Origin of the sequence: Lysinibacillus sp. NPDC094403 (assembly GCF_050278745.1) — a bacterium.
Taxonomy (GTDB): Bacteria; Bacillota; Bacilli; order Bacillales_A; family Planococcaceae; genus Lysinibacillus.
Map to the genome: position 1 here is coordinate 56,570 of NZ_JBNNTL010000006.1, position 18,563 is coordinate 75,132.

The 18,563-nt window shown below is 35.1% G+C and carries 25 protein-coding genes; 7 read left to right on the forward strand and 18 right to left on the reverse strand.

Annotated elements, in window-relative coordinates; genetic code table 11:
• Positions 1 to 15 precede the first annotated feature (15 nt).
• Positions 16 to 201: a transmembrane Fragile-X-F protein gene (locus ACQKMV_RS11555; RefSeq protein WP_427504035.1), complete on the reverse strand. Its 186-nt coding sequence runs from the start codon at positions 199 to 201 to the stop codon at positions 16 to 18.
• Between the two features lie 241 nt (positions 202 to 442).
• On the opposite strand from ACQKMV_RS11555, the gene ACQKMV_RS11560 reads away from it, so the two are divergent.
• The 5 genes from ACQKMV_RS11560 to ACQKMV_RS11580 all read left to right on the forward strand — a co-directional run bounded on the left by ACQKMV_RS11560 (position 443) and on the right by ACQKMV_RS11580 (position 4,684).
• Positions 443 to 1,597 (forward strand): hypothetical protein, encoded by a 1,155-nt coding sequence (locus tag ACQKMV_RS11560; protein ID WP_427504037.1) that lies wholly within the window; start codon positions 443 to 445, stop codon positions 1,595 to 1,597.
• A gap of 435 nt (positions 1,598 to 2,032) precedes the next feature.
• Positions 2,033 to 3,181 (forward strand): hypothetical protein, encoded by a 1,149-nt coding sequence (locus ACQKMV_RS11565; RefSeq protein ID WP_427504039.1) that lies wholly within the window; start codon positions 2,033 to 2,035, stop codon positions 3,179 to 3,181.
• A 179-nt stretch (positions 3,182 to 3,360) separates the two neighbouring features.
• Positions 3,361 to 3,681 (forward strand): hypothetical protein, encoded by a 321-nt coding sequence (locus tag ACQKMV_RS11570; RefSeq protein WP_427504040.1) that lies wholly within the window; start codon positions 3,361 to 3,363, stop codon positions 3,679 to 3,681.
• A 239-nt stretch (positions 3,682 to 3,920) separates the two neighbouring features.
• Entirely contained in the window at positions 3,921 to 4,235 is a 315-nt protein-coding gene (locus ACQKMV_RS11575) for a hypothetical protein (RefSeq protein WP_427504041.1), read from the forward strand.
• Between the two features lie 203 nt (positions 4,236 to 4,438).
• On the forward strand, positions 4,439 to 4,684 hold the full coding sequence (locus ACQKMV_RS11580) for a YkuS family protein (RefSeq protein WP_427504042.1): 246 nt from the start codon (positions 4,439 to 4,441) through the stop codon (positions 4,682 to 4,684).
• A gap of 204 nt (positions 4,685 to 4,888) precedes the next feature.
• Here ACQKMV_RS11580 and ACQKMV_RS11585 read toward each other — a convergent pair whose 3' ends face one another.
• The 6 genes from ACQKMV_RS11585 to ACQKMV_RS11610 form a co-directional block, all read right to left on the reverse strand.
• A complete protein-coding gene (locus tag ACQKMV_RS11585) occupies positions 4,889 to 5,170 on the reverse strand; it encodes a hypothetical protein (protein ID WP_427504043.1) in 282 nt (93 codons plus the stop codon).
• Positions 5,171 to 5,199: 29 nt separating this feature from the next.
• Positions 5,200 to 5,511, reverse strand: coding sequence for a YfzA family protein (locus ACQKMV_RS11590; protein ID WP_427504044.1), 312 nt, complete (start codon positions 5,509 to 5,511; stop codon positions 5,200 to 5,202).
• A gap of 235 nt (positions 5,512 to 5,746) precedes the next feature.
• On the reverse strand, positions 5,747 to 5,890 hold the full coding sequence (locus tag ACQKMV_RS11595; RefSeq protein WP_427504045.1) for a hypothetical protein: 144 nt from the start codon (positions 5,888 to 5,890) through the stop codon (positions 5,747 to 5,749).
• A 265-nt stretch (positions 5,891 to 6,155) separates the two neighbouring features.
• On the reverse strand, positions 6,156 to 6,383 hold the full coding sequence (locus ACQKMV_RS11600) for a hypothetical protein (protein WP_427424027.1): 228 nt from the start codon (positions 6,381 to 6,383) through the stop codon (positions 6,156 to 6,158).
• Positions 6,384 to 6,771: 388 nt separating this feature from the next.
• Entirely contained in the window at positions 6,772 to 7,707 is a 936-nt protein-coding gene (locus tag ACQKMV_RS11605; RefSeq protein WP_427504047.1) for a PD-(D/E)XK nuclease family protein, read from the reverse strand.
• A gap of 330 nt (positions 7,708 to 8,037) precedes the next feature.
• Positions 8,038 to 8,778, reverse strand: coding sequence for a sulfite exporter TauE/SafE family protein (locus tag ACQKMV_RS11610; protein WP_427504049.1), 741 nt, complete (start codon positions 8,776 to 8,778; stop codon positions 8,038 to 8,040).
• Between the two features lie 91 nt (positions 8,779 to 8,869).
• Here ACQKMV_RS11610 and ACQKMV_RS11615 point away from each other — a divergent pair, with 91 nt between their 5' ends.
• Positions 8,870 to 9,367, forward strand: a complete 498-nt coding sequence (locus tag ACQKMV_RS11615; protein ID WP_427504050.1) for a DUF1648 domain-containing protein — start codon at positions 8,870 to 8,872, stop codon at positions 9,365 to 9,367.
• An 86-nt stretch (positions 9,368 to 9,453) separates the two neighbouring features.
• Here ACQKMV_RS11615 and ACQKMV_RS11620 read toward each other — a convergent pair whose 3' ends face one another.
• From ACQKMV_RS11620 to ACQKMV_RS11655, 8 genes are all read right to left on the reverse strand, one after another.
• Complete coding sequence (locus tag ACQKMV_RS11620; RefSeq protein ID WP_427504051.1) at positions 9,454 to 10,314, reverse strand: hypothetical protein; 861 nt, start codon at positions 10,312 to 10,314, stop codon at positions 9,454 to 9,456.
• The gene (locus ACQKMV_RS11625; protein ID WP_427504052.1) at positions 10,280 to 10,798 is read right to left on the reverse strand and encodes an RNA polymerase sigma factor; all 519 of its coding nucleotides are present in this window, start codon (positions 10,796 to 10,798) and stop codon (positions 10,280 to 10,282) included. The genes ACQKMV_RS11620 and ACQKMV_RS11625 overlap by 35 nt, the downstream gene beginning before the upstream one ends.
• A 121-nt stretch (positions 10,799 to 10,919) precedes the next feature.
• Complete coding sequence (locus ACQKMV_RS11630; protein ID WP_427504054.1) at positions 10,920 to 11,543, reverse strand: hypothetical protein; 624 nt, start codon at positions 11,541 to 11,543, stop codon at positions 10,920 to 10,922.
• Between the two features lie 168 nt (positions 11,544 to 11,711).
• The gene (locus ACQKMV_RS11635) at positions 11,712 to 11,897 is read right to left on the reverse strand and encodes a hypothetical protein (protein WP_427504055.1); all 186 of its coding nucleotides are present in this window, start codon (positions 11,895 to 11,897) and stop codon (positions 11,712 to 11,714) included.
• A 272-nt stretch (positions 11,898 to 12,169) separates the two neighbouring features.
• Positions 12,170 to 12,778 carry a CPBP family intramembrane glutamic endopeptidase gene (locus ACQKMV_RS11640; RefSeq protein ID WP_427504056.1) on the reverse strand — a complete coding sequence of 203 codons (609 nt, stop codon included), beginning with the start codon at positions 12,776 to 12,778 and terminating at the stop codon, positions 12,170 to 12,172.
• 363 nt (positions 12,779 to 13,141) lie between these two features.
• Positions 13,142 to 13,543: a hypothetical protein gene (locus ACQKMV_RS11645; RefSeq protein WP_427504057.1), complete on the reverse strand. Its 402-nt coding sequence runs from the start codon at positions 13,541 to 13,543 to the stop codon at positions 13,142 to 13,144.
• A 55-nt stretch (positions 13,544 to 13,598) separates the two neighbouring features.
• On the reverse strand, positions 13,599 to 14,078 hold the full coding sequence (locus tag ACQKMV_RS11650) for a GNAT family N-acetyltransferase (protein WP_427504058.1): 480 nt from the start codon (positions 14,076 to 14,078) through the stop codon (positions 13,599 to 13,601).
• Positions 14,044 to 14,484: a GNAT family N-acetyltransferase gene (locus tag ACQKMV_RS11655; protein WP_427504059.1), complete on the reverse strand. Its 441-nt coding sequence runs from the start codon at positions 14,482 to 14,484 to the stop codon at positions 14,044 to 14,046. The genes ACQKMV_RS11650 and ACQKMV_RS11655 overlap by 35 nt, the downstream gene beginning before the upstream one ends.
• Before the next feature lie 112 nt (positions 14,485 to 14,596).
• Here ACQKMV_RS11655 and ACQKMV_RS11660 point away from each other — a divergent pair, with 112 nt between their 5' ends.
• Positions 14,597 to 15,985, forward strand: a complete 1,389-nt coding sequence (locus ACQKMV_RS11660) for a PLP-dependent aminotransferase family protein (RefSeq protein WP_427504061.1) — start codon at positions 14,597 to 14,599, stop codon at positions 15,983 to 15,985.
• A 25-nt stretch (positions 15,986 to 16,010) separates the two neighbouring features.
• Here ACQKMV_RS11660 and ACQKMV_RS11665 read toward each other — a convergent pair whose 3' ends face one another.
• The 3 genes from ACQKMV_RS11665 to ACQKMV_RS11675 all read right to left on the reverse strand — a co-directional run bounded on the left by ACQKMV_RS11665 (position 16,011) and on the right by ACQKMV_RS11675 (position 18,533).
• Positions 16,011 to 16,145, reverse strand: a complete 135-nt coding sequence (locus ACQKMV_RS11665) for a DUF5412 family protein (protein WP_427504063.1) — start codon at positions 16,143 to 16,145, stop codon at positions 16,011 to 16,013.
• A gap of 436 nt (positions 16,146 to 16,581) precedes the next feature.
• Positions 16,582 to 17,805 carry a GNAT family N-acetyltransferase gene (locus ACQKMV_RS11670; protein ID WP_427504064.1) on the reverse strand — a complete coding sequence of 408 codons (1,224 nt, stop codon included), beginning with the start codon at positions 17,803 to 17,805 and terminating at the stop codon, positions 16,582 to 16,584.
• Positions 17,802 to 18,533: an AAA family ATPase gene (locus ACQKMV_RS11675; protein ID WP_427504065.1), complete on the reverse strand. Its 732-nt coding sequence runs from the start codon at positions 18,531 to 18,533 to the stop codon at positions 17,802 to 17,804. Before ACQKMV_RS11675 ends, ACQKMV_RS11670 begins: the two co-directional genes overlap by 4 nt.
• Positions 18,534 to 18,563: the final 30 nt, after the last annotated feature.

The window sequence follows — 18,563 nt, forward strand, 5'->3', positions numbered from 1 at the left end:
TAAATCTTCATTTTACTATTCTTTACGTTTTTTCACTGTCACTACCGCTATCATTAGCATTACTAACTTCATCAGCAAAATTAATGCGTAAATGCTAAAGGATATGATTGCTGGCAAAAGCACTAACCACCAAGACCATGCGATAACATCCGTTAGCTTTAATACTACAAAGACAATTGTTAATACTTCAGCGATTCCCATATTCACACCACCAGATAATTGATTTTCGTCATTCAGAATTTAGTTTCTTGTCGCTAATTCTTCTGAAGCCTTTACCTAAATTTGCCTCCTCAAACTTTATTGTTATATAACTATTTAAGCACTTTACATGAAATGTTTAAAACTTTTTATCTTTTTTTGAAAATGCCGAACCTTTACAACTGGTAATTCGTCTAAATATTGGAAGAAATGATTTCCAGATAGAAAAAAAGGAGAAATGATAATGAAAAAACCGATTAAAAAAACTTGGATGATTGCTTCAGCACTAACAATAGGAATGGCTGTTCTGACGCCACTTCAAGCAGGAGCTACTTCAGTAGAACCAACAAATGGTGTTACTGTTCAAATCGAACAACAAATTACAGGAGCGATTAAAAGCATCAGCGACGATGGGATGTATCTAAAAGGTAGGGACGGTAAAAACTACTATATCAGCTTCTATAAATTTTCTGAAGAACAACGACTAAAAATGAACTTAGTAGAAGGACAGGAAATCACAGTTGAAGGCAACGTAGTAGAGGATTATTCAGACTTCTACACATTCGAAGTTTATAAAAAAGAATTGCCTAAAGGGGTAACTAATGAAGAGCTAACAAAATTGGAAAAAATGTTTAATGAAGTGAAGAAGTTAGAAAAGGAAGCTTCAAAGGCGGAGGAAAATAAAGCGTTTGAAGAGGCCGAAAAGAAATATGAAGAAATTAGAAAAATTTATTCAGACATGAATAAAATTACTAACCCATATTATTTAGCTAATTGGCAACCTCAACCATTTGAAGAGTATATAGAAAATTACGGTTTTAGTGAAAAAAATATAGTTATAGCAGAAAGTGATAAAAAACAGCTTAAAGTTATTTATGAAGAATGGGTAAAGCTTGAAAAAGACGGCCAAGAAGAAAAGTCTAACAATAAATATGATGAATTTAGTAAAATCCTTCAACCATATTTTGATGAACTTTATCCACCTCAACCATTTGAAGATTTCATGGAACGTCTGGACCTAGATATCCCTACTGAAACTTTAGCAATACTAAAACCTATTTATGAAGATGCTCAAAAAGCAGAAAAAGTTGAAAATTACGAGTTATCCGAAAAGTTGTGGAGTGAATTCTCTAACATCATTGATCAGTTCGTTAAGCCTGAACCTTTTGAAGAATACATTGCTAACTACGATTTCGAAATAAGCGATACGGATAAAAAACAATTAAAACAGCTTTATGAAGAAGCTTTAAAGCTTGATAAAAAAGAAGAACAAGAAAAAATTAGAGAAAATTGGGAAGCATTTCACAATATTTTAGACACTTATTTCAAAGCAAATAAAGAAGTTCTAATTTCTCCTTCCAAAGTAATAGTTAACGGCCAAGAATATCTTCTACAATAAGTAAATGAATCCGGGATACTCAACAATCATTTAAGATGATTGTTGGGATTCCTCTTTTTGTTTTAGCTACCTTCCAAAATTACCGTAAATAATTCCCCTTCTCTTTTGTTGCAGAAAAAACACCTTCAATTTTTATTCGTTCACTCTCTTCGCCATTTGTCTCCGTTTCGACTTCAATCGAATAATTTTTTTGTTAGTGAAAATTTCCGGCAGTGTAATTTTATCAACACATTTATTTATAGCTTGCCAACAATATGTCCTTATACTGTTACTTTATTTATTTAGACTGCTCAAACTTTGATGTTATACAACTATTTATGCACTTTACATGTAATGTTTTAAATATTTTTTAAAAACAACGAACTTTTTTGTTTGGTAATTCGTCTAAATTTTGGAAACATCGATTTCCAGAGTCAAACAAAAGGAGAAATGATAATGAAAAAACCGATTAAAAAAACTTGGATGATTGCTTCTGCACTAACAATTGGAATGGCTGTTCTGACGCCCCTTCAAGCAGGAGCTACTTCAGTAGAGCCCACAAATGGGGCTACTGTTCAAATCGAACAACAAATTACAGGAACAATTAAAAACATCTACGGAGACGGGATGGATCTCAAAAGTAGGGACGGTAAAAACTACTATATCAGCTTCTATAAATTCTCTGAAGAACAACTAGAAAAAATGAACTTAGTAGAAGGACAGGAAATCACAGTTGAAGGTAGTGTTGCAGAGGATTATTCAGACTTCAACACATTCGAAGTTTATAAAAGAAACTTGCCTAAAGAGGTAACTGTTGAAGACCTAACAAAATTAGAAAAAATGTTTAATGAACTGAAGAAGCTGGAAAAAGAAGCTTCAAAAGTGACGGATAATGAAGAAATGTTAGAAAAGATTTATGAAAAAATGAATGCAGTTTATACAGACATGAGTAAAATTACTAAGCCATATTTTTTAGCTATTTGGGAGCCTCAAACATTTGAAGAGTATTTAAAAGAATTTGGATTTAGTGAAAAAAATATAGTTATTGCAGAAAAGGATAAAAAAGATCTTAAAGCTATTTATGAAGAATGGGTAAAACTTGAAAAAGCTGATCAAGAGGAAAAGTCTAACGAAAAAATGGATGAGTTTTATAAAATACTTCAACCATATCTTGAAGAACTTTATCCACCTCAAACATTTGAAGAATACATGGAAGACATGAAGTTGGATATCCCTGCTGAAACTTTAGCAAAACTAAAAAATATTTATAAGGATGCCCAAAAAGCAGACAAAGATGACAAGGCAGAGTTATCTGAAAAACTATGGGGTGAATTCTATGAAATTCTTGATCAGTTCATAAAACCTCAAACATTTGAAGAATTCATGGCTGATTTTGATTTCAAAGTTAGTGAAGCGGATAGCAAACAATTAAAACAGCTTTATGAAGAAATCTTAAAGCTAGATAAAAAAGAAGAGCAAGCAAAAATTGAAGAGAAATGGGATGCATTCCACAATATTTTAGAGCCATATTATAAAGCAAATAAAGAAATTCTAATTTCTGTTTCTAAAGTAATAATTAACGGCAAAGAATATCTTCCACAATAAATAAAAGAATCGGGGTGTCTCAACAATCATTTAGGATGATTGTTGGGATTCCTCTTTTTTGACTTAAAGAAGATAATAAAAATGACTGTTGATTCATAATAATTTTTTTCTGAATTAATTCAATCTAATCATTTTACTTCTATAGCAAGAAATATAAATTTTAAAAGGAGTAAGGCAACATGGATTCATTTTTAATAAATAATAAAATATGTAATGTTAATATCGTTCCTTATGAAGACAAATGTGGACTAAGAGACAATGGTACTTATTTGATTTGTTATAGAGGATGGAATGTCGATTTTCACTACGATGAAAAAGAAATACTATATGCTTCTATATCTGAAGATGGCCCCTATATAATTAGATTCGGAAGCTCTCCATTCCCTACTTTCGGTAAAGATATAGAAATAGTAAAAGAATACTTACGGGAAAAACACGGAATCAGAGATTTTCAATATTATGACCCAGACAGTGATGAAGTTAGTTATGTAAATTTTTAATCATAAATTAGAAAATGACCAAGATGGCAATTAAACTCTCTTGGTCTTATATTCTCACACCATATTTTTAAATTACATTCTTTTACTTTGATTTAAGGGATTTATCTTATAAGTTATTACTGTTAATCTATTAATAACTAGATCCATTGTTACAAATTCATGTAAAAGCTATCATTAATCTCCAACAAGTATAAAACCTCAAATTCGTTGGAGAACAGGAACAGAGGAGTTGACGGAACATGGAAACACTAATTACAAATGAAAGAACTTACAAAATTAAATTTACTCCATTTGAAGACAAATGTGGGCTGAATGAAGATGGAACATATCTCATAGCCTACAGTGGTCACTATATTGATATTCAGTTTAACGATGAAATATTTGATGGAAAAATATATGAAGAATCAAAATATAAAATCTCTTTTTTTTCTAGTCCTTACCCTTTTTTTGGAGAAGATATAGAAATGATAAAGAAATATTTTCAGGAAGAACATGGGGTTCAGGAATTTTATTTTCTTGACATAGACAGCGATGAGGGTTATGTGAAATTTTAATCATGAATTAAAAAATGACCAAGATGGCAATTAAGCTTTCTTGGTCCTCTAATTTGATTTTGATTTAAGCGATTTATCTTATCAGTTATTACTGTCGATCACTTTTGGTTATTGTTAAAATCCATTGGTGTATAACAAAATGCGAATTAAGTGAATAAATAGCAATCCTATATGACACATTACATATAGGAGGTGGAAGAATAATGTCTAGAATAATTGGTGTGGAACAATCATTAACGAACGTTGAAGATGCTTTAAAGGCAAAAGGTTATGAAGTTATTCAACTTCGTACTGAAGAAGATGCAAAAAAATGTGATGCTTGTGTAATCACTGGGCAAGATAGAGATATCATGGGAATAAGCGATCCTACCATGGCAGGACCTGTTATTGACGCTGATGGTCTTTCTGCTGACGAAGTACTTCAACGTGTCGATAAATATTTCCACTAATAAATGACTTGGTGCTGTGTTGTAGTTTTTTTGACTATGGAGCAGCACCTTTTAATATTTTCTATGCTAAAACCCTGATTTTCCTACATATAATACTTTATGTGAATGTTCTCCAATCTTCATTACAGAAGCACTTTTGGCCAAAGAAATTTCAAAAAAAAAATTTGTTCAACAATCGCGCCTGATTGTTGAACAAACTAAGTGTTAAGGTTCACTAATTCCCATTGCCAATAATAGAAAGTAAGTAAAGACCAAAACAACTCCATTTCCCAGGAGCCCGATTATTGGAAGTACAAGTCGTTTAGACAACCCATAGGAGAGCACGGCTAGTAAGATACCGACAACCGAAAGAATGCCAAAAACAGTAATCATAAAATAAATATCAGCATTAGGCCCTCTTGTTTTTAAAAACAATATGTAACTGAGTATAGGAGTTAACACGGATAAACCTCCGAATATAAATCCTGCTTTTGGAATCTTCTTCAACTGAAGAACCTCCTCTGATTAACGCGTATTTAATGGCCCGTGTTTATTGACTTTGGTAAAACTACATTTTTTATCGCACCTATTATTCCAGGCACGAGAAATACGATGCCAAAAAAGAGGGTAAGTAAATTGAAATGTTGTGTTTCATAAAAAGTAAACCACTCTCTGAAAATTGAAGAGTCAGTAATTCTTCCAAATAATGTTCCACTAATATCCCGATAATTAGGTATCCACCCTGTTGTTTCACATGTAATAAAGATTATCTGTGACAATACAAATACACCAATAGAAGATACCCAAGGTCTTTTCAAAAATGGAATCTGATTTTGTTTATTAGCCAAGTAATATACCTCCTCCATTTAATACTATCAGTAAATATTCGGTAAATCAAGGGTTTAACTCCATAATAAAACAACCCTTTCTGTATAATAAACTCTAAAACTATTATTGATTATTTTCTTAGTTGAACTATCCTGCACAGTTTGGATAACCATGATTCCTCATTCATTTTAAACTTCTACAAATAAGAACATTCGTATGTAAATATATACTTCCTTCAACTAAAGTAAATACATACTAGTATTTCTCTGAAAATCCATCTCTAAAGAATTCTATTATTTCTTGGCCAAAAAACGCAAAAATCAATAGAATCGATACAAGTAAAATGGCTAAGCTACCAAATATTAATGAGAACACTATTCCAATTTTTTTATCATTCAATAAAACCCCTCCAATTCAGCATTTTATGTTCCACAATAAAAAAGAAATCATTAATTTAACAAATCTACACTGTTAATTTAATAATACCCGAAATCAGATACATTTGTATAAAATTTTCCATTTTCCTTGAAAGACAGTTATTTAATACTGGATCATAAAGAACTATCACTTACAAAGGCCTTTATGTTTTATTAACTAAAGCACTAAATAATAGTAACAAATAAAAAGCCACACCTTGTTAGAAGATGTGACTTAATACATCAAATTAATCAGATTCTAAAATGTTTTTTTCTACTTCTACCTTGTAAACATCCCAAGTACTAATTAAAATCGTCTTATAATGTTCTGTTTCAGTAAATGAATACCAAGACTTCTCATTGAACTCATTAGAAATTTCTTCTGTAAATGTTTCTTGTTCAATATTAGTCTTGATTTTATGTTCTTCTTCACGACCTTCGTCAAAGTAAAACTTCACTGTATATTCATACTCCATAAGTCAACACCTCCCATCTACATATATAATGGGTTGTAATGACAAGAAATATGAGACAAAATCAATTTCGCCTTGGCGTAATTGCGTCAGGATTTTGAATTGTGCCCAGGCCTGCACGACGCAGGTCAGTTAGCCGTTTTCGCAGGATGCGAAGGTTTTAGGCTAACATCCTTATATTCACTCCTTTCAAAATCCATGACATCCGCCGGAGGCATTATCTTCATTCAGTAGGTGTTTAGACACCCACTGAAAAGGAACCACATCTGCATTCATCTCACTACCTTCAGAGGTAGGAGTCTTCTGCTGAATGTAGATAAAAAGCCACACCTAGTTAGGTATGACATTCTAAATAATTTTCACTTTTTGATCTTCTGCTCCATCTTCTAACTCAATTCTGCATACATAATTCTTTAAAATTACACCCTTTACAGTGCCATTTTTCAAGGGTTTGCTCAAATTCCTCGAAGTCCACTGGTTCATTGGAGAAAATATCAGCCTGATATTTTTTCATTTCCAGCACACTTCGCTGAAACGTATGTAAAATATTGTCCATATCAAATGCTGTAAAGGTGTATTTTTTTCGTTTACCAGTCAGTAAATATTCATTATAAACATCAATTTGGTCAAGGGTTACACGATATTTCTGCTGAACATAATAAGCATAGAGCGCTAATTGTTGGCGATCATCATCGGACTCCCCGCCTGTTTTCCAGTCGATAATAATCCACTTGTCTGCCATCTCATCATAATAATGAAAATCCATTACGACGAAAACTTGTATCCCCTCAATTTTCATAGAACGAAATTGTTCGGGTTCACCGATTCGTAGTGAGCCTTTTTGTGAGGTAATCTGCTGGAATGTTGCACTGTTAAGAAAGTTGTCAAACACAGCCGTCATTCGCTCCTTATAATCCTGTACAAGTTCAGGATTTAACTTCCCTTCGTAATAAATTTCCTGCATCATATAAAATTTATTAGGCTTATGTCTCCATAAATCTACATGGCGTGTAGAATCAATAAAAGCCGAATTAAGTTGGCCACGCGCACGATTTACTAGCTCAGCCAAAGTCGGCGCCTTGCCCGTTTGTAAATAATCGTTGATTGATTGCTCTATTAAATGATGGACAATTTGCCCAAATAAAATTGGCATGGATTGAAGCTTTTTTAAGCGATAGACATGTTGATGATATGGCTCCACATTGTAACTAAGCCAGCCGTTATGAGAAAAATAATATTCATAGCCATATTTTCGCGCACAGCTTGTTAATGTTTTATAACGTGACAGTGACCACGAAAAAGATGGATACGGTGTGATTTCAAACATGGATATCGCCTCCTTAAATCTGTATTTTATCAATTTCGCCTTGGCATAATTGCGTCCGGATTTTGAATTGTGCTCAGGCCTGCACGACGCAGGTCAGTTAGCCGTTTTCGCAGGATGCGAAGGTTTTAGGCTAACATCCTTATATTCATTCCTTTCAAAATCTGTGACATCCGCCGGAGGCTTTGGGCCAACATGATGTTGGTCACTCAGTCGTTGCCACAGGACGTGGCGTTCTTAGACTGAGTTCCTCTATTTCAGTAGATGTTTGGATATCCACTGAAAAGGAATTTCATCTCCATTTATCTCATCATCTTCATAGGTGGGTGTCCTCTACTGAATGAAGATAAAATCATAGCCGAGTTGTAATATCAGCACAATTGTCACAATACGTAGCAATAGCTTCACTTGATTTGCCTTAACCTTCCTTGCAAGGATAATTCCTATTTGCGCACCAATTACCGAACCAGCCATTAAAACGATTGTCAATGGCCAATCAATTTTACCTGTGGCAATATACGTAATAGCAGCTCCTGAGCACATTGCAAAAACACCTACACGCGACAGACCTACAGCTTTCATATAAGAAATTTTCTCATGTGCATATGTATAAAGTGCCAGCGTACTGCTCCCTGGACCGAACATCCCATCATAAAAACCAACTCCGAGAAGTATTGGACCGTTTTTTCGATTCATTGTAAAGTTTTCTTTTTCTCCAAATTCAGCCCCACCTATAAAGGACATAACAAGGGCAAAGCCTAATAAAACTATGGCGATGAGCGTCAATGTTTGACTGCTCATAAACGATGCAAACAGGCCTCCAAGTGTACCACCTACTAGGGAAACAATTAATACTGAACGCATTTCAGACCATAACAATTCTTTTCTTTTAAAAATCGTATAGAAGCTTGAAAAGGCACTGACCATATTAGAAACCTTATTCGCGCCTATCGCTGAATGGACTGGCACTCCCATTAACATCATGGTCGGTAATGTAATTAACCCGCCGCCTCCAACTAACGTTCCGATTACGTTGCCAGCTATTCCTATTAGTAAAAACAACAAGTATTCCATCTAATCCTTCTTTCTGTGACACACATGATATAATTCATATGATACAGTATAACAGACTGCTATTTTTTAAGATGACATATGAGGTGAACGAATGCTTGAACAACAAAAAACACCTACACCACGTTTTTGTAAGCCGCTAACGCTTATTGTCGCGACCATTTTTTTTGCTGGCATTACGGCAACGCTTATCCAATACAATAAGCTCCCCGCTTCTATACCGGTTCTGCAAAGTTTTACGAGTGAACATGCGCAATTTGGCCCAAAAATCGCCATTTTTTATTTACCCTTTGTTGCTCTAATGCTATTTTTACTTTTGCACTACTTAGAGATTAAAGCCGCTTATCCTATCCTACGTAAAAATAAGCCTACCTTATCTCATCCCGAGCGACAAAATGGGATCATTACATTTTGTCTCATCAAAAATAGTATACTATTGTACTTTACGTATTCACTTTTCAATGACTTAACAGTTGGTTTAGGCCATCATCGTATTTTACAACAGTGGCATGCTTATTTATTTCTATTTGCACTAAGTACTATATTTATAATGGGGATCGTACGTGGAATTTTATTGAACAAGAAGGAATAGAGCATACCTATGGGTAATTAAAACCACCTATACCTTTGCAATTGTCTCTTATGCAAAATGTATAGGTGGTTTTATTGTTAATTCTATTAATAAAGTATAATAATTAAAACAAATGTTGCACTAATAATACTTATTTTTATTGTTTCTACTTTATATATGGAATATGTCTTTACCTCTCGTTTTATATAATGCCAAATGATGACACCATATAAAAGCGCAAACAGAATCATTAGTGGTTTATACAATGGACCGATCCAGGTTGCCCAAGCAAAAACGCCAGAAAGCATCGCAAGTACAAGTACTAACAGCCACCATAAACGCTTAGATGGTTTTAATCCTTGGAGATTATGACGTTTATAATAGTACATAGAGAATATATTTACAGCTGCAATGATAAGTGGAAGGATAAATAACCAGGGTATTGTTTCTACAGAGTATAATGTCTGAAATACTTCATCGTACATTTCAGATTTCCCTACAAAAAACTGGCCAGAATCAACATTTAGCATGCCTGTATCTGAAATCTGATAACGCTCTTCCTGACGATCTCTTACAACGACTACATCTGTAATATAGTTACCTAACTTTCCATCAGTCTTTTCGACATATTGTGGTAAATCTTCAAAAAAGCTAGAAACTGATGTATCTTCAACCTTTTTCACAGATATATACAAAATCGAACTTCTTGCAAAGAATTCCCCTTCTTTTCCTCCAAAATGCTTATAAATCGCTTGGATGGATTGACTAGCAGTTTGAGGCGGTGAAGAATTTTGTGGAATCAAAATAAAAAATAGAGCAATCAACACGATCATTAATAGTAGAAAACTTTCCTTCCATAACGTTAAGCCACTTCTTTTCTTATGATGAATGTGTTCATAAATACGGGTCTTTACAGCCGGATCCTCTGGTAATTTATTGAGTTCCTTTAGTCGATTGTTTAAATCCAAATTCATCACCTCCAAGTATTTTCTCCAAAGCCTTCATAGCATTTCTCTGTGTATTCGCTATTTTTACTGTAGACCACCCTAAGATTTCACTAGTTTCGGCTAAATTCAACTCTTCAATTTTTCTATAAATAAGAACCTCTCGATATTCAGGCTTTAATAATTGGATTGCCTCATATAATAGCCGACGCTCCTCAGATTGCATGATCCAATCATGTGGTACATATTGTGTCTCCCGTTTTTCATGTTCTTTTTGAAATGGTAGCCATTTAATAAGTGCTTTTTTTCTATAGGTGTCATAGACCAGGTTTCGTGCAATTCTCCTTATATAAGTTCCCATAGCAGCCTCATTTCTAAACTGTCCTTTATAAACACGAATAAAGGTTTCCTGCGTTAAATCCTCCGCTAAACCTGGATCCGAGACCATATAGTAAATAAATTGATAAATGCATTGAAAATATTGTTCATAAAGCTCATCAAACTCCATCTTTTCACCTCTCTTATTTTATTAGACGAATGAGTATACAAGATTTGTATGTTTAAGTATAAATTTACTAAGTAAAAAATAGGCTACCTGACACCATATAGTATCAAGTAGCCTAAAATTTTTACAGTTCCGTTTTCATTTTTTCAAATGTATGTATTAACACATATTTTTGTACACCACGAGCCAATTCAATGCTTTCCTGAGCATAATGATGAAGGGCTGTTTCATTCTTCATTTTGTATGCATAAACCGCTTCAATTGCTGGCTGCATCCACGGCTGTGTAAGCTGATCGCTTCGCATGTCAGTTGTTCGTCCTTCAAATGCAGCGATATAACATTTTGCATAGCTAGTTAAAGGCTCTTTATTTATTTTATTAGCCGCATCCTTTGCTTCCTCTAAATTCTCTTCCATAATTGCTTTTATAAATTTACAGTTATACTTCATAGCTGGCTGCTTATATTTTACGATGGCTGTTTCTAATGAGTGAAGTTGGTCTTCCCTTGTACCATAAGCAACAGCGTAAAGATAAGCAAAAAACGGATCATTTTTACGATCTTTTACTAGTTTATCTACACTCTTCATATTATTTGTCCTAAATAAAATATATATATGTCTATAAATCATCGCGATCGCAATAAGGGCAATGATGCCGATTGTAATGGGTAGACGAGCTCCTGCTAGTGATAGTAATATTGTTAAAATAAAAATGAATAAATAAAATATGGTTAATTTTATAATTTTCATATTTCCACCTACTGTATTTTCCTTCGCATTTTTCGAGAAAAAATAAAGCCTGCTCCAAGGAAAAATACAAGCGCCATAAACTTCATGAGAGGAATAATAAATAACTTGCTAATCACGAAAACAACAAGGATATAATAGACGACCATTGCCAGTAAAAATAATGTTAGTTTATTCACTGTGGTTCCTACTTTCATTCAGTGCTGCTTCAATAACTGCTAGCGCTTTCGGTCCCATCCCATGTAAATTTTTTAACGTTGATAAATCAACCTTTTCCAATTGCTCTAATTGTGTATACCCTGCCGCATTTAATGCACGTATAGCAGGTTTAGCCACTCCCTTAGGCCATTCCGTCATTTATGCTCGTCCCTTCCTTTTTCGTCTATTAAGTATCTCTGTTCCTATAATACCAATTAACAGTATAGCTAGTGAGGCGACATGATAATCAACGAAAAAAGTCGTAAATGCTATATTATAATAATCGCATATTGCAGTGATAATACGCCCTCCCAGCAATATTAAACCAACTATCAAGCATACCTTTATAACTTGCTCGAAGAATTGCATTTCTATCACCTCTCTGCTTTATTATGCAATCGAACATGATGAAATGCAAATGAGCTAGGGCTTCAGAGCACATTAAACATTGCCACGAATGAGGCAATCAGATTACCAATACCATGTATGCCCCAGCTTGTTACGATGGAACCATTGGATTTTCGTTCATTGATCCAGCCCATTAAATAACCTGCAAACGCAGTTGCCATAACAACTAATACTACAACTCCAAAAGGAACTAAAGAATAAAACATCCATCCATGTAAAATTCCAAAAAGTAAACTTTGCATGATATTTCCCATTTGAAAACCAAACTTATGCTTGAATCTTTTTAGTAAGAAGCCTCGGAACAACAGCTCTTCTGACAATCCTGTTTGTACCATAGCATAGAAAAGTGCTGGTATGAGCGCTGAAAAACCAAGTCCTGTAAAACGATTGGACGCTAAGATAGAACTGTCTAGGTAGAAATAGGTAATTGTATAAAGTGGTACGAATAATAAAACCATAATGAATAAAAACCATACAAAATAATTCCCTTTATTTTCAATGTCAGGCTTTTGAAGGCCGAGCCATCTTAAAAATGATTGTTCCTTTCTTGCTGAGAAAAACCACCAAATAAACGGAATAACTGATACTAAAATGACTTGAATAATTGCATTGATCGCACTTTCCAAAACCATAATTTCTCCCCCTGTTCAAAATGTTTTACATGAAGAATGGCGTGCGATGGTGAAAGTTGTTTTCCGAAAATCGCCGTTAGGATCTTATCGCCGGTTAATGTTCGAAGTTCGCCGCTAAAACCTGCTTTTCCGCCGCTAAATGTTCAAACTTCGCCGCTAACAATCGCTTTTCCGCCGCTTAATGTAGAAAACTAGCAGGTACACTAAATTGCTGCCCTTCTTCATGTTAAGCATATTAAACAGGAGAGGTAAAATCAAGATATTTTTAATGATAATCATTAAATAATTAACTTTTGTAAATAAATATTAAATGTTAATCAGTAATATACATAAAAAATACGACTAGAAAAGTACTAGTCGCTTTTATTCTTTATTCGGATTTCGCTCTATAAAGTCTGTAATTTCATCTTTTAATTCATAAACAAAATTGAAATAATGATGTTCGTTCATTGCTCCCTTCTTTCGCCATTTTTGCATTTCTTGGTAATGAAAAGTGATAAAATAACTTTCAATCTCACGACGGTCTATCCCTTTCTTTTTTGCCATATCGACAATCGAAAGTCCTTCTTTCCAGTATTGATCATACACTTCTTGTGTAATCCCAAGAACTTTACAAATAGCATCATAATCGTATTTTACATGGTATACAAGCTGTCCTTCCTCACCATTTGCATGTTGTTGAATTACATTATTTGCATAACCAATTGGTGTAAAGCTCATCATTAGTATGCTTGTGAGGAATAATTTCTTGAATGGTGCTTTCATATCAAACCTCCTTCATGTTTCCACTAGTGTGTGAGGTTTTAAAAATCATATTCCTTTATAATTCTTTTCGAAAAGAATAACACCATTTTTCATACCCTAATCGATCTTCATAAAACCGATGTGCACTAATTCTTTGAATGCCAGACTCTAAAGCAATATAGTGCGCCCCGTTTTCTTTGCCCCATTGGTGAAGATAATGCAATAATTTCTCACCATAGCCTCTTGAACGATAGGCCTCATCCGTCACTAAATCATAGACAAAAATATGGCGTTCACTGTAAAAGTTGATTCTCCAACTTAATCCGGCAACTGCCACAATTTTCTTGTTCTCATATAAAGCAAACAACATATAGCCATCTTGGGTCATTTCCTTTAATAATCGAAGATACTTTTCTACTGTTAGTTCCGTACGAAGCTGCACCAAAATGGCATACGCTTCAATCCACTCCTGCCGAGACGTTAATTTCTTGATTGTTACGGTCATTTTTTCAAACCTCATTTCACCAATATTTAATGTAATGAAATACTCCATCATCTTTTTTCATCCCGAGCTTCTCATATAGTTTTTGAGCACGAACGTTATCTATCGCTGTTTCTAAACCTATATAGCGTGCATCATTTTGTAAACAGTATGAATAACACTGTTCAATTAAGCTCTGTGCTACACCTTGTTTCCTGGCATTCTCTGCTACAAATAAATCGTTTAAAATAAAAGCCTTTTTCATTGCAACAGATGAAAAAATCGGGAAAAGCTGGACAAAACCAACTGGCTGCTCATCCAAATAAGCTAGAAAAATAACCGACTCCTGTTTATTTAAACGTTCCATTAGAAAATACTCAGCCCGCTTTAAGTCTGATTGTTGACCATAAAATTCTCGATATGCATTAAATAATGGCACTACGTCTCCAACTGTTGCTAAAGTTACTGTACAAATCTCCATAAACTTTTCTCCCCATTTCTTTTAATATGTAATTCTTGTATTATGATAAAAAACAAACTGACATTTAAAAAGAAACAGTTCTAGATATTTCAACATGTCAAGGAGGGACTTTATGAAGGAATTCATTTTCTTATTCACAGAAGAAGAGGCAAAATATAAACAAATTTATCAGCAAATCAAATGGTTAATCGAACAAGGGAAATTGAAAACGAATGATTCTCTTCCCTCTATTCGAAGGTTAGCTGAAACTTTACATGTCAGTCGAAATACAACTTTAACTGCCTATGAACAGCTCGTAGCGGAAGGATACATACGTGGTGAAGGACGAAAGGGTTATTTCGTTAATGAAATTGAACAAGTTTTTCTACAGGAGGAGGAACGACCAAGCCTTACTCAAAAAGTAACAGCTATCGGTGGAGATATCATCATCGACTTTCGCGCAGGCGCTGTCGATCAACAGTATTTTCCTCTAAAAGTATGGCGTCAAATGGCAAATCAAGTGTTACCTTCGAAAAAGTGCTATGAATATGGTGATCCTTTCGGTGAGCCACTTTTAAAGGAACAGCTTGTGTATTATTTGCTTCAAGCTCGTGGCGTTCATGTAAATGAAGAGGACATTATTATCGGTAGCAGCACGCAACAAATGTTAATTTATCTAGGCTTTCTATTAAAGCAAGATTTCCCAAGTGTTATTTTAGAAGACCCTGGCTACAACGGTGCTCGAGAAGCATTTAAATTGCATGGCTTTCTTCTAGAGTCATTACCTGTGTTGGAAAATGGTGCGCAGCTTGACCATTTAGCGCATTTACATTCGCGCCTACTCTATGTCACACCTTCACATCATTTCCCATATGGTGATTCCATGAGTATTCAGCAGCGGCAAGCTTTAATTCAGTGGGCCAAAAATGTTGATGGCTATATACTTGAGGATGATTATGATGGTGAATTCCGTTATGCTCAACAGCCATTCCCTGCTCTCGCTTCAATCGACAAGTCACGTGTTATTTATATGGGGACATTTTCAAAATCATTTTTACCAGCTATTCGTTTAAGCTATATGGTGCTACCGAAAGCACTTGTTCGTCCATATAAAGAACGCTTTGCTCATTTTGAACATAACGCTTCGTCCCTACATCAATTAACAATGGCGAAATTCATGGAACAAAGGGAGTGGACAAGACATATTAAAAGAATGCGTATTACTTATAAACATAAAATAAATGCTCTTGTAGAGGAGCTTAATAAACAGTTCGGAGAAAAAGTTACGATACTTGGAGATCAATCTGGACTTTATATATTGGTCAAGGTGCATACAAGATTTTCAGAAGAGCAACTCATTCAAAATGCACAACAATACGGAGTTAAGGTCTACCCTACAAGCCCATATTTTCTACAACCTCCGAGTTCTGTGCCTATTATTCAATTAGGCTTTAGTAAGTTAAAAATGGAGGAAATCATCCTCGGCGTTCAGCTGCTAAAAAAAGCTTGGATCACAGAATAATAAGCCATAACTGAAATGGTTATGGCTACTCATTATCACGATAATCATATGTTTCATCAGGCACATTCAATGTCACACCGTTAATACTTACTGTATCATCATCGCTCCAGTTAATGTATGCTCTATTTTCTCGATATTGCCAATAATGTAGATTCAGCAATCAGCTCATGTTTAAATCTAGTCCAATTAAAAAACACCCAATAAATACCGTACCCATAATACCAACAAAAAACATAATCCAAATAAGCAGCACTAGAAGCGTTTTTTGTATATTTTCTTTCTAACTTCTCGGCATCGTTCTTCTGTATCCCCCTATCTGTTTATATAGAGACGATTTCAGCGGAATAGTTGTTTCCTGAATTAGGAAATGCATTCATTAGAGCTGTTTTTTGGGGACCTGCTCAGTTTTCCCTTGGACCCGAGCAGTTCTCGCGCTGACCTGATCAGTCTTCCCTTGGACCCGAGCAGTTCTCGCGCTGACCTGAGCTGTTTTCTCTTGAACCCGATCTGTTCTCGCGCTAACCCGATCAATCTTCTTTTGAATCCATAAAAAAGGAATCTGCACAGCTGTCTCTGCACAAATCCCCATAATTTTGTTAAAAATAATCAATAAACGTTGGAATGCCAACTGGTAGCACCGTCTCTAGTAGTGCAATTTCAATAGCATTGCCTTGTAAACGCTCGATTTTTTCTAAATAGCTCGGTCGTTTATAGCCTAATAACATCGTGGCAAGTGTTTGTACCGTTAGCTGAATAGCATTTTCAGACTGTGTTTCACTTACCTTTTCGACAGCAACTTTTCCATTCTGCTTCGTTACAACAAATGTGCCGTTATTCCATGCCACAATCCGATCACTAACAGCTAATCGAAGTTGAAAATCATTTCCCGCGAATGGGTAGCGTAACAGAAATTCTTTTACGTCTACAATCCGTGCCATAAAATAAGGGGATACCTTTTGAATAATCTCACTATCCTCTAACAAAAAGGCAACGGCTTCATTGCCAGTTGTTTTACCATATACATTGTAAATCATCGAGCTATGTGCTGAGACAAAATTCCATAAGCCTTTACGCGCCTCTTCCTGCAAATAGACAATTTCATCGATGTAATAATTCTCCTCCATTATCCGGTAAAACATATAACCCTGCGGAACATCATCCTCATCATAATACACTGCAGCCTGGAGGTTCACATCACTATCAATAAATTTTTCCTCCCAAAAATCTTCCTGAAACTTTTCATTCCAAGCAATACTATTTCGTACCATGACACCGTGCGTCTTCTTGGCATAGCGCGCATAAATGGTCACAACATCTTCATGTTTCGGATCGACACGTCGGATTTTACCGTTTAAGCCTTTGTAGTGAGGAAGCTGCGTATCCTTGATCTGAAATTCCACAATATCACTCATAATTTCCCATCCCTTTTTCCGGTAATAAGGGATAGAATATGGAAATAAATAGGATATACATTGTCCTTCATTGCGCATTCGCTCCAGGCTCTCAATAATGAGGCTCTCCATCAAACCATGCCCAGAATATTCAGGGTACGTTCCGACAGCAGTGATGCCTCCCATTTCATAGATCTTTCCATGAACATTTACCTCAAAAGGTAGGCTTAAAATTTGAGATACAAGATGTGAACCATCGAACCAACCAATCGCATGTCCCTCATTAAATTGCTTACTTTTAGCATTCACAAAGCGACGATCCTTATGAATGGACATGGACATTTGGAAAACATAATTAAGCAAATCTATAAACTGTGCCATTTCATCTAATCGAATTTCTCGCATGACTAAGCCTTTACGTTGATTCATGATTCTCTCTCCTCATCAAATAACTCTGAAAAAATGGTTTCTGGTGCATTTAAAAAGCGCTTCGTAACAATGTAATGTATAGTATCCTCATAACGAATAGACTCAATCTCCCCATTATCAAAACTATAGATTGTAGCATTTGGATAACCAAGCAAAATAGGTGAATGTGTGGCAATAATAAATTGTGCCTCATGCTCTAAATCTTTGATAATTTTGAGTAGGCTAAGCTGTCTCGTTGGTGACAACGCCGCTTCAGGCTCATCCAATAAATAAATTGCCTTCCCTTTAAAGCGGTGCAGAAATAGCGATAAAAAGGACTCGCCATGTGATTGTTGATGTAACGACTTACCACCAAAAGCGGCATACTTATTTGGATGATTGTCTAACAAATCAATATGACTTGCAAATTGATAAAACGTTTCCGAACGTAGGAAAAAGCCATTTGAAACCTTCGGCCACCATGATAAACGGATGAATTCTCCAAGAGCAGATTCCGCTTTATGTACCTCAAATAAATTTTGGCGACCGCCCCCCGCTGTATTAAAATCACAGCGATCAGCTATAGCCTCCAATAGTGTTGATTTCCCAGAGCCATTTTCCCCAACAAAGAAGGTCACATTCGTAGGAAACTCTAGCTCCTGCAAATCCTGCAAACTTGGTATATTAAAGGGATACTGGTCTTTATCTTCAATATCTCCCTGTAATACCTTACATGATTTCAAATACATTTCGTGTCCTCCCTTACTACTATTATAACG

What these genes read in the sequence shown, in the direction of transcription:
- ACQKMV_RS11560 (WP_427504037.1), top strand. Translation starts at nt 443, where the DNA reads ATGAAAAAACCGATTAAAAAAACTTGGATGATTGCTTCAGCACTAACA.
- ACQKMV_RS11625 (WP_427504052.1), bottom strand. Translation starts at nt 10,798, where the DNA reads ATGGAGTTTGATGAGCTTTATGAACAATATTTTCAATGCATTTATCAA.
- ACQKMV_RS11635 (WP_427504055.1), bottom strand. Translation starts at nt 11,897, where the DNA reads ATGACGGAATGGCCTAAGGGAGTGGCTAAACCTGCTATACGTGCATTA.
- ACQKMV_RS11605 (WP_427504047.1), bottom strand. Translation starts at nt 7,707, where the DNA reads ATGTTTGAAATCACACCGTATCCATCTTTTTCGTGGTCACTGTCACGT.
- ACQKMV_RS11555 (WP_427504035.1), bottom strand. Translation starts at nt 201, where the DNA reads ATGGGAATCGCTGAAGTATTAACAATTGTCTTTGTAGTATTAAAGCTA.
- ACQKMV_RS11655 (WP_427504059.1), bottom strand. Translation starts at nt 14,484, where the DNA reads ATGGAGATTTGTACAGTAACTTTAGCAACAGTTGGAGACGTAGTGCCA.
- ACQKMV_RS11615 (WP_427504050.1), top strand. Translation starts at nt 8,870, where the DNA reads ATGCTTGAACAACAAAAAACACCTACACCACGTTTTTGTAAGCCGCTA.
- ACQKMV_RS11565 (WP_427504039.1), top strand. Translation starts at nt 2,033, where the DNA reads ATGAAAAAACCGATTAAAAAAACTTGGATGATTGCTTCTGCACTAACA.
- ACQKMV_RS11580 (WP_427504042.1), top strand. Translation starts at nt 4,439, where the DNA reads ATGTCTAGAATAATTGGTGTGGAACAATCATTAACGAACGTTGAAGAT.
- ACQKMV_RS11630 (WP_427504054.1), bottom strand. Translation starts at nt 11,543, where the DNA reads ATGAAAATTATAAAATTAACCATATTTTATTTATTCATTTTTATTTTA.
- ACQKMV_RS11575 (WP_427504041.1), top strand. Translation starts at nt 3,921, where the DNA reads ATGGAAACACTAATTACAAATGAAAGAACTTACAAAATTAAATTTACT.
- ACQKMV_RS11670 (WP_427504064.1), bottom strand. Translation starts at nt 17,805, where the DNA reads ATGAATCAACGTAAAGGCTTAGTCATGCGAGAAATTCGATTAGATGAA.
- ACQKMV_RS11570 (WP_427504040.1), top strand. Translation starts at nt 3,361, where the DNA reads ATGGATTCATTTTTAATAAATAATAAAATATGTAATGTTAATATCGTT.
- ACQKMV_RS11660 (WP_427504061.1), top strand. Translation starts at nt 14,597, where the DNA reads ATGAAGGAATTCATTTTCTTATTCACAGAAGAAGAGGCAAAATATAAA.
- ACQKMV_RS11610 (WP_427504049.1), bottom strand. Translation starts at nt 8,778, where the DNA reads ATGGAATACTTGTTGTTTTTACTAATAGGAATAGCTGGCAACGTAATC.
- ACQKMV_RS11645 (WP_427504057.1), bottom strand. Translation starts at nt 13,543, where the DNA reads ATGAAAGCACCATTCAAGAAATTATTCCTCACAAGCATACTAATGATG.
- ACQKMV_RS11650 (WP_427504058.1), bottom strand. Translation starts at nt 14,078, where the DNA reads ATGATGGAGTATTTCATTACATTAAATATTGGTGAAATGAGGTTTGAA.
- ACQKMV_RS11600 (WP_427424027.1), bottom strand. Translation starts at nt 6,383, where the DNA reads ATGGAGTATGAATATACAGTGAAGTTTTACTTTGACGAAGGTCGTGAA.
- ACQKMV_RS11640 (WP_427504056.1), bottom strand. Translation starts at nt 12,778, where the DNA reads ATGGTTTTGGAAAGTGCGATCAATGCAATTATTCAAGTCATTTTAGTA.
- ACQKMV_RS11675 (WP_427504065.1), bottom strand. Translation starts at nt 18,533, where the DNA reads ATGTATTTGAAATCATGTAAGGTATTACAGGGAGATATTGAAGATAAA.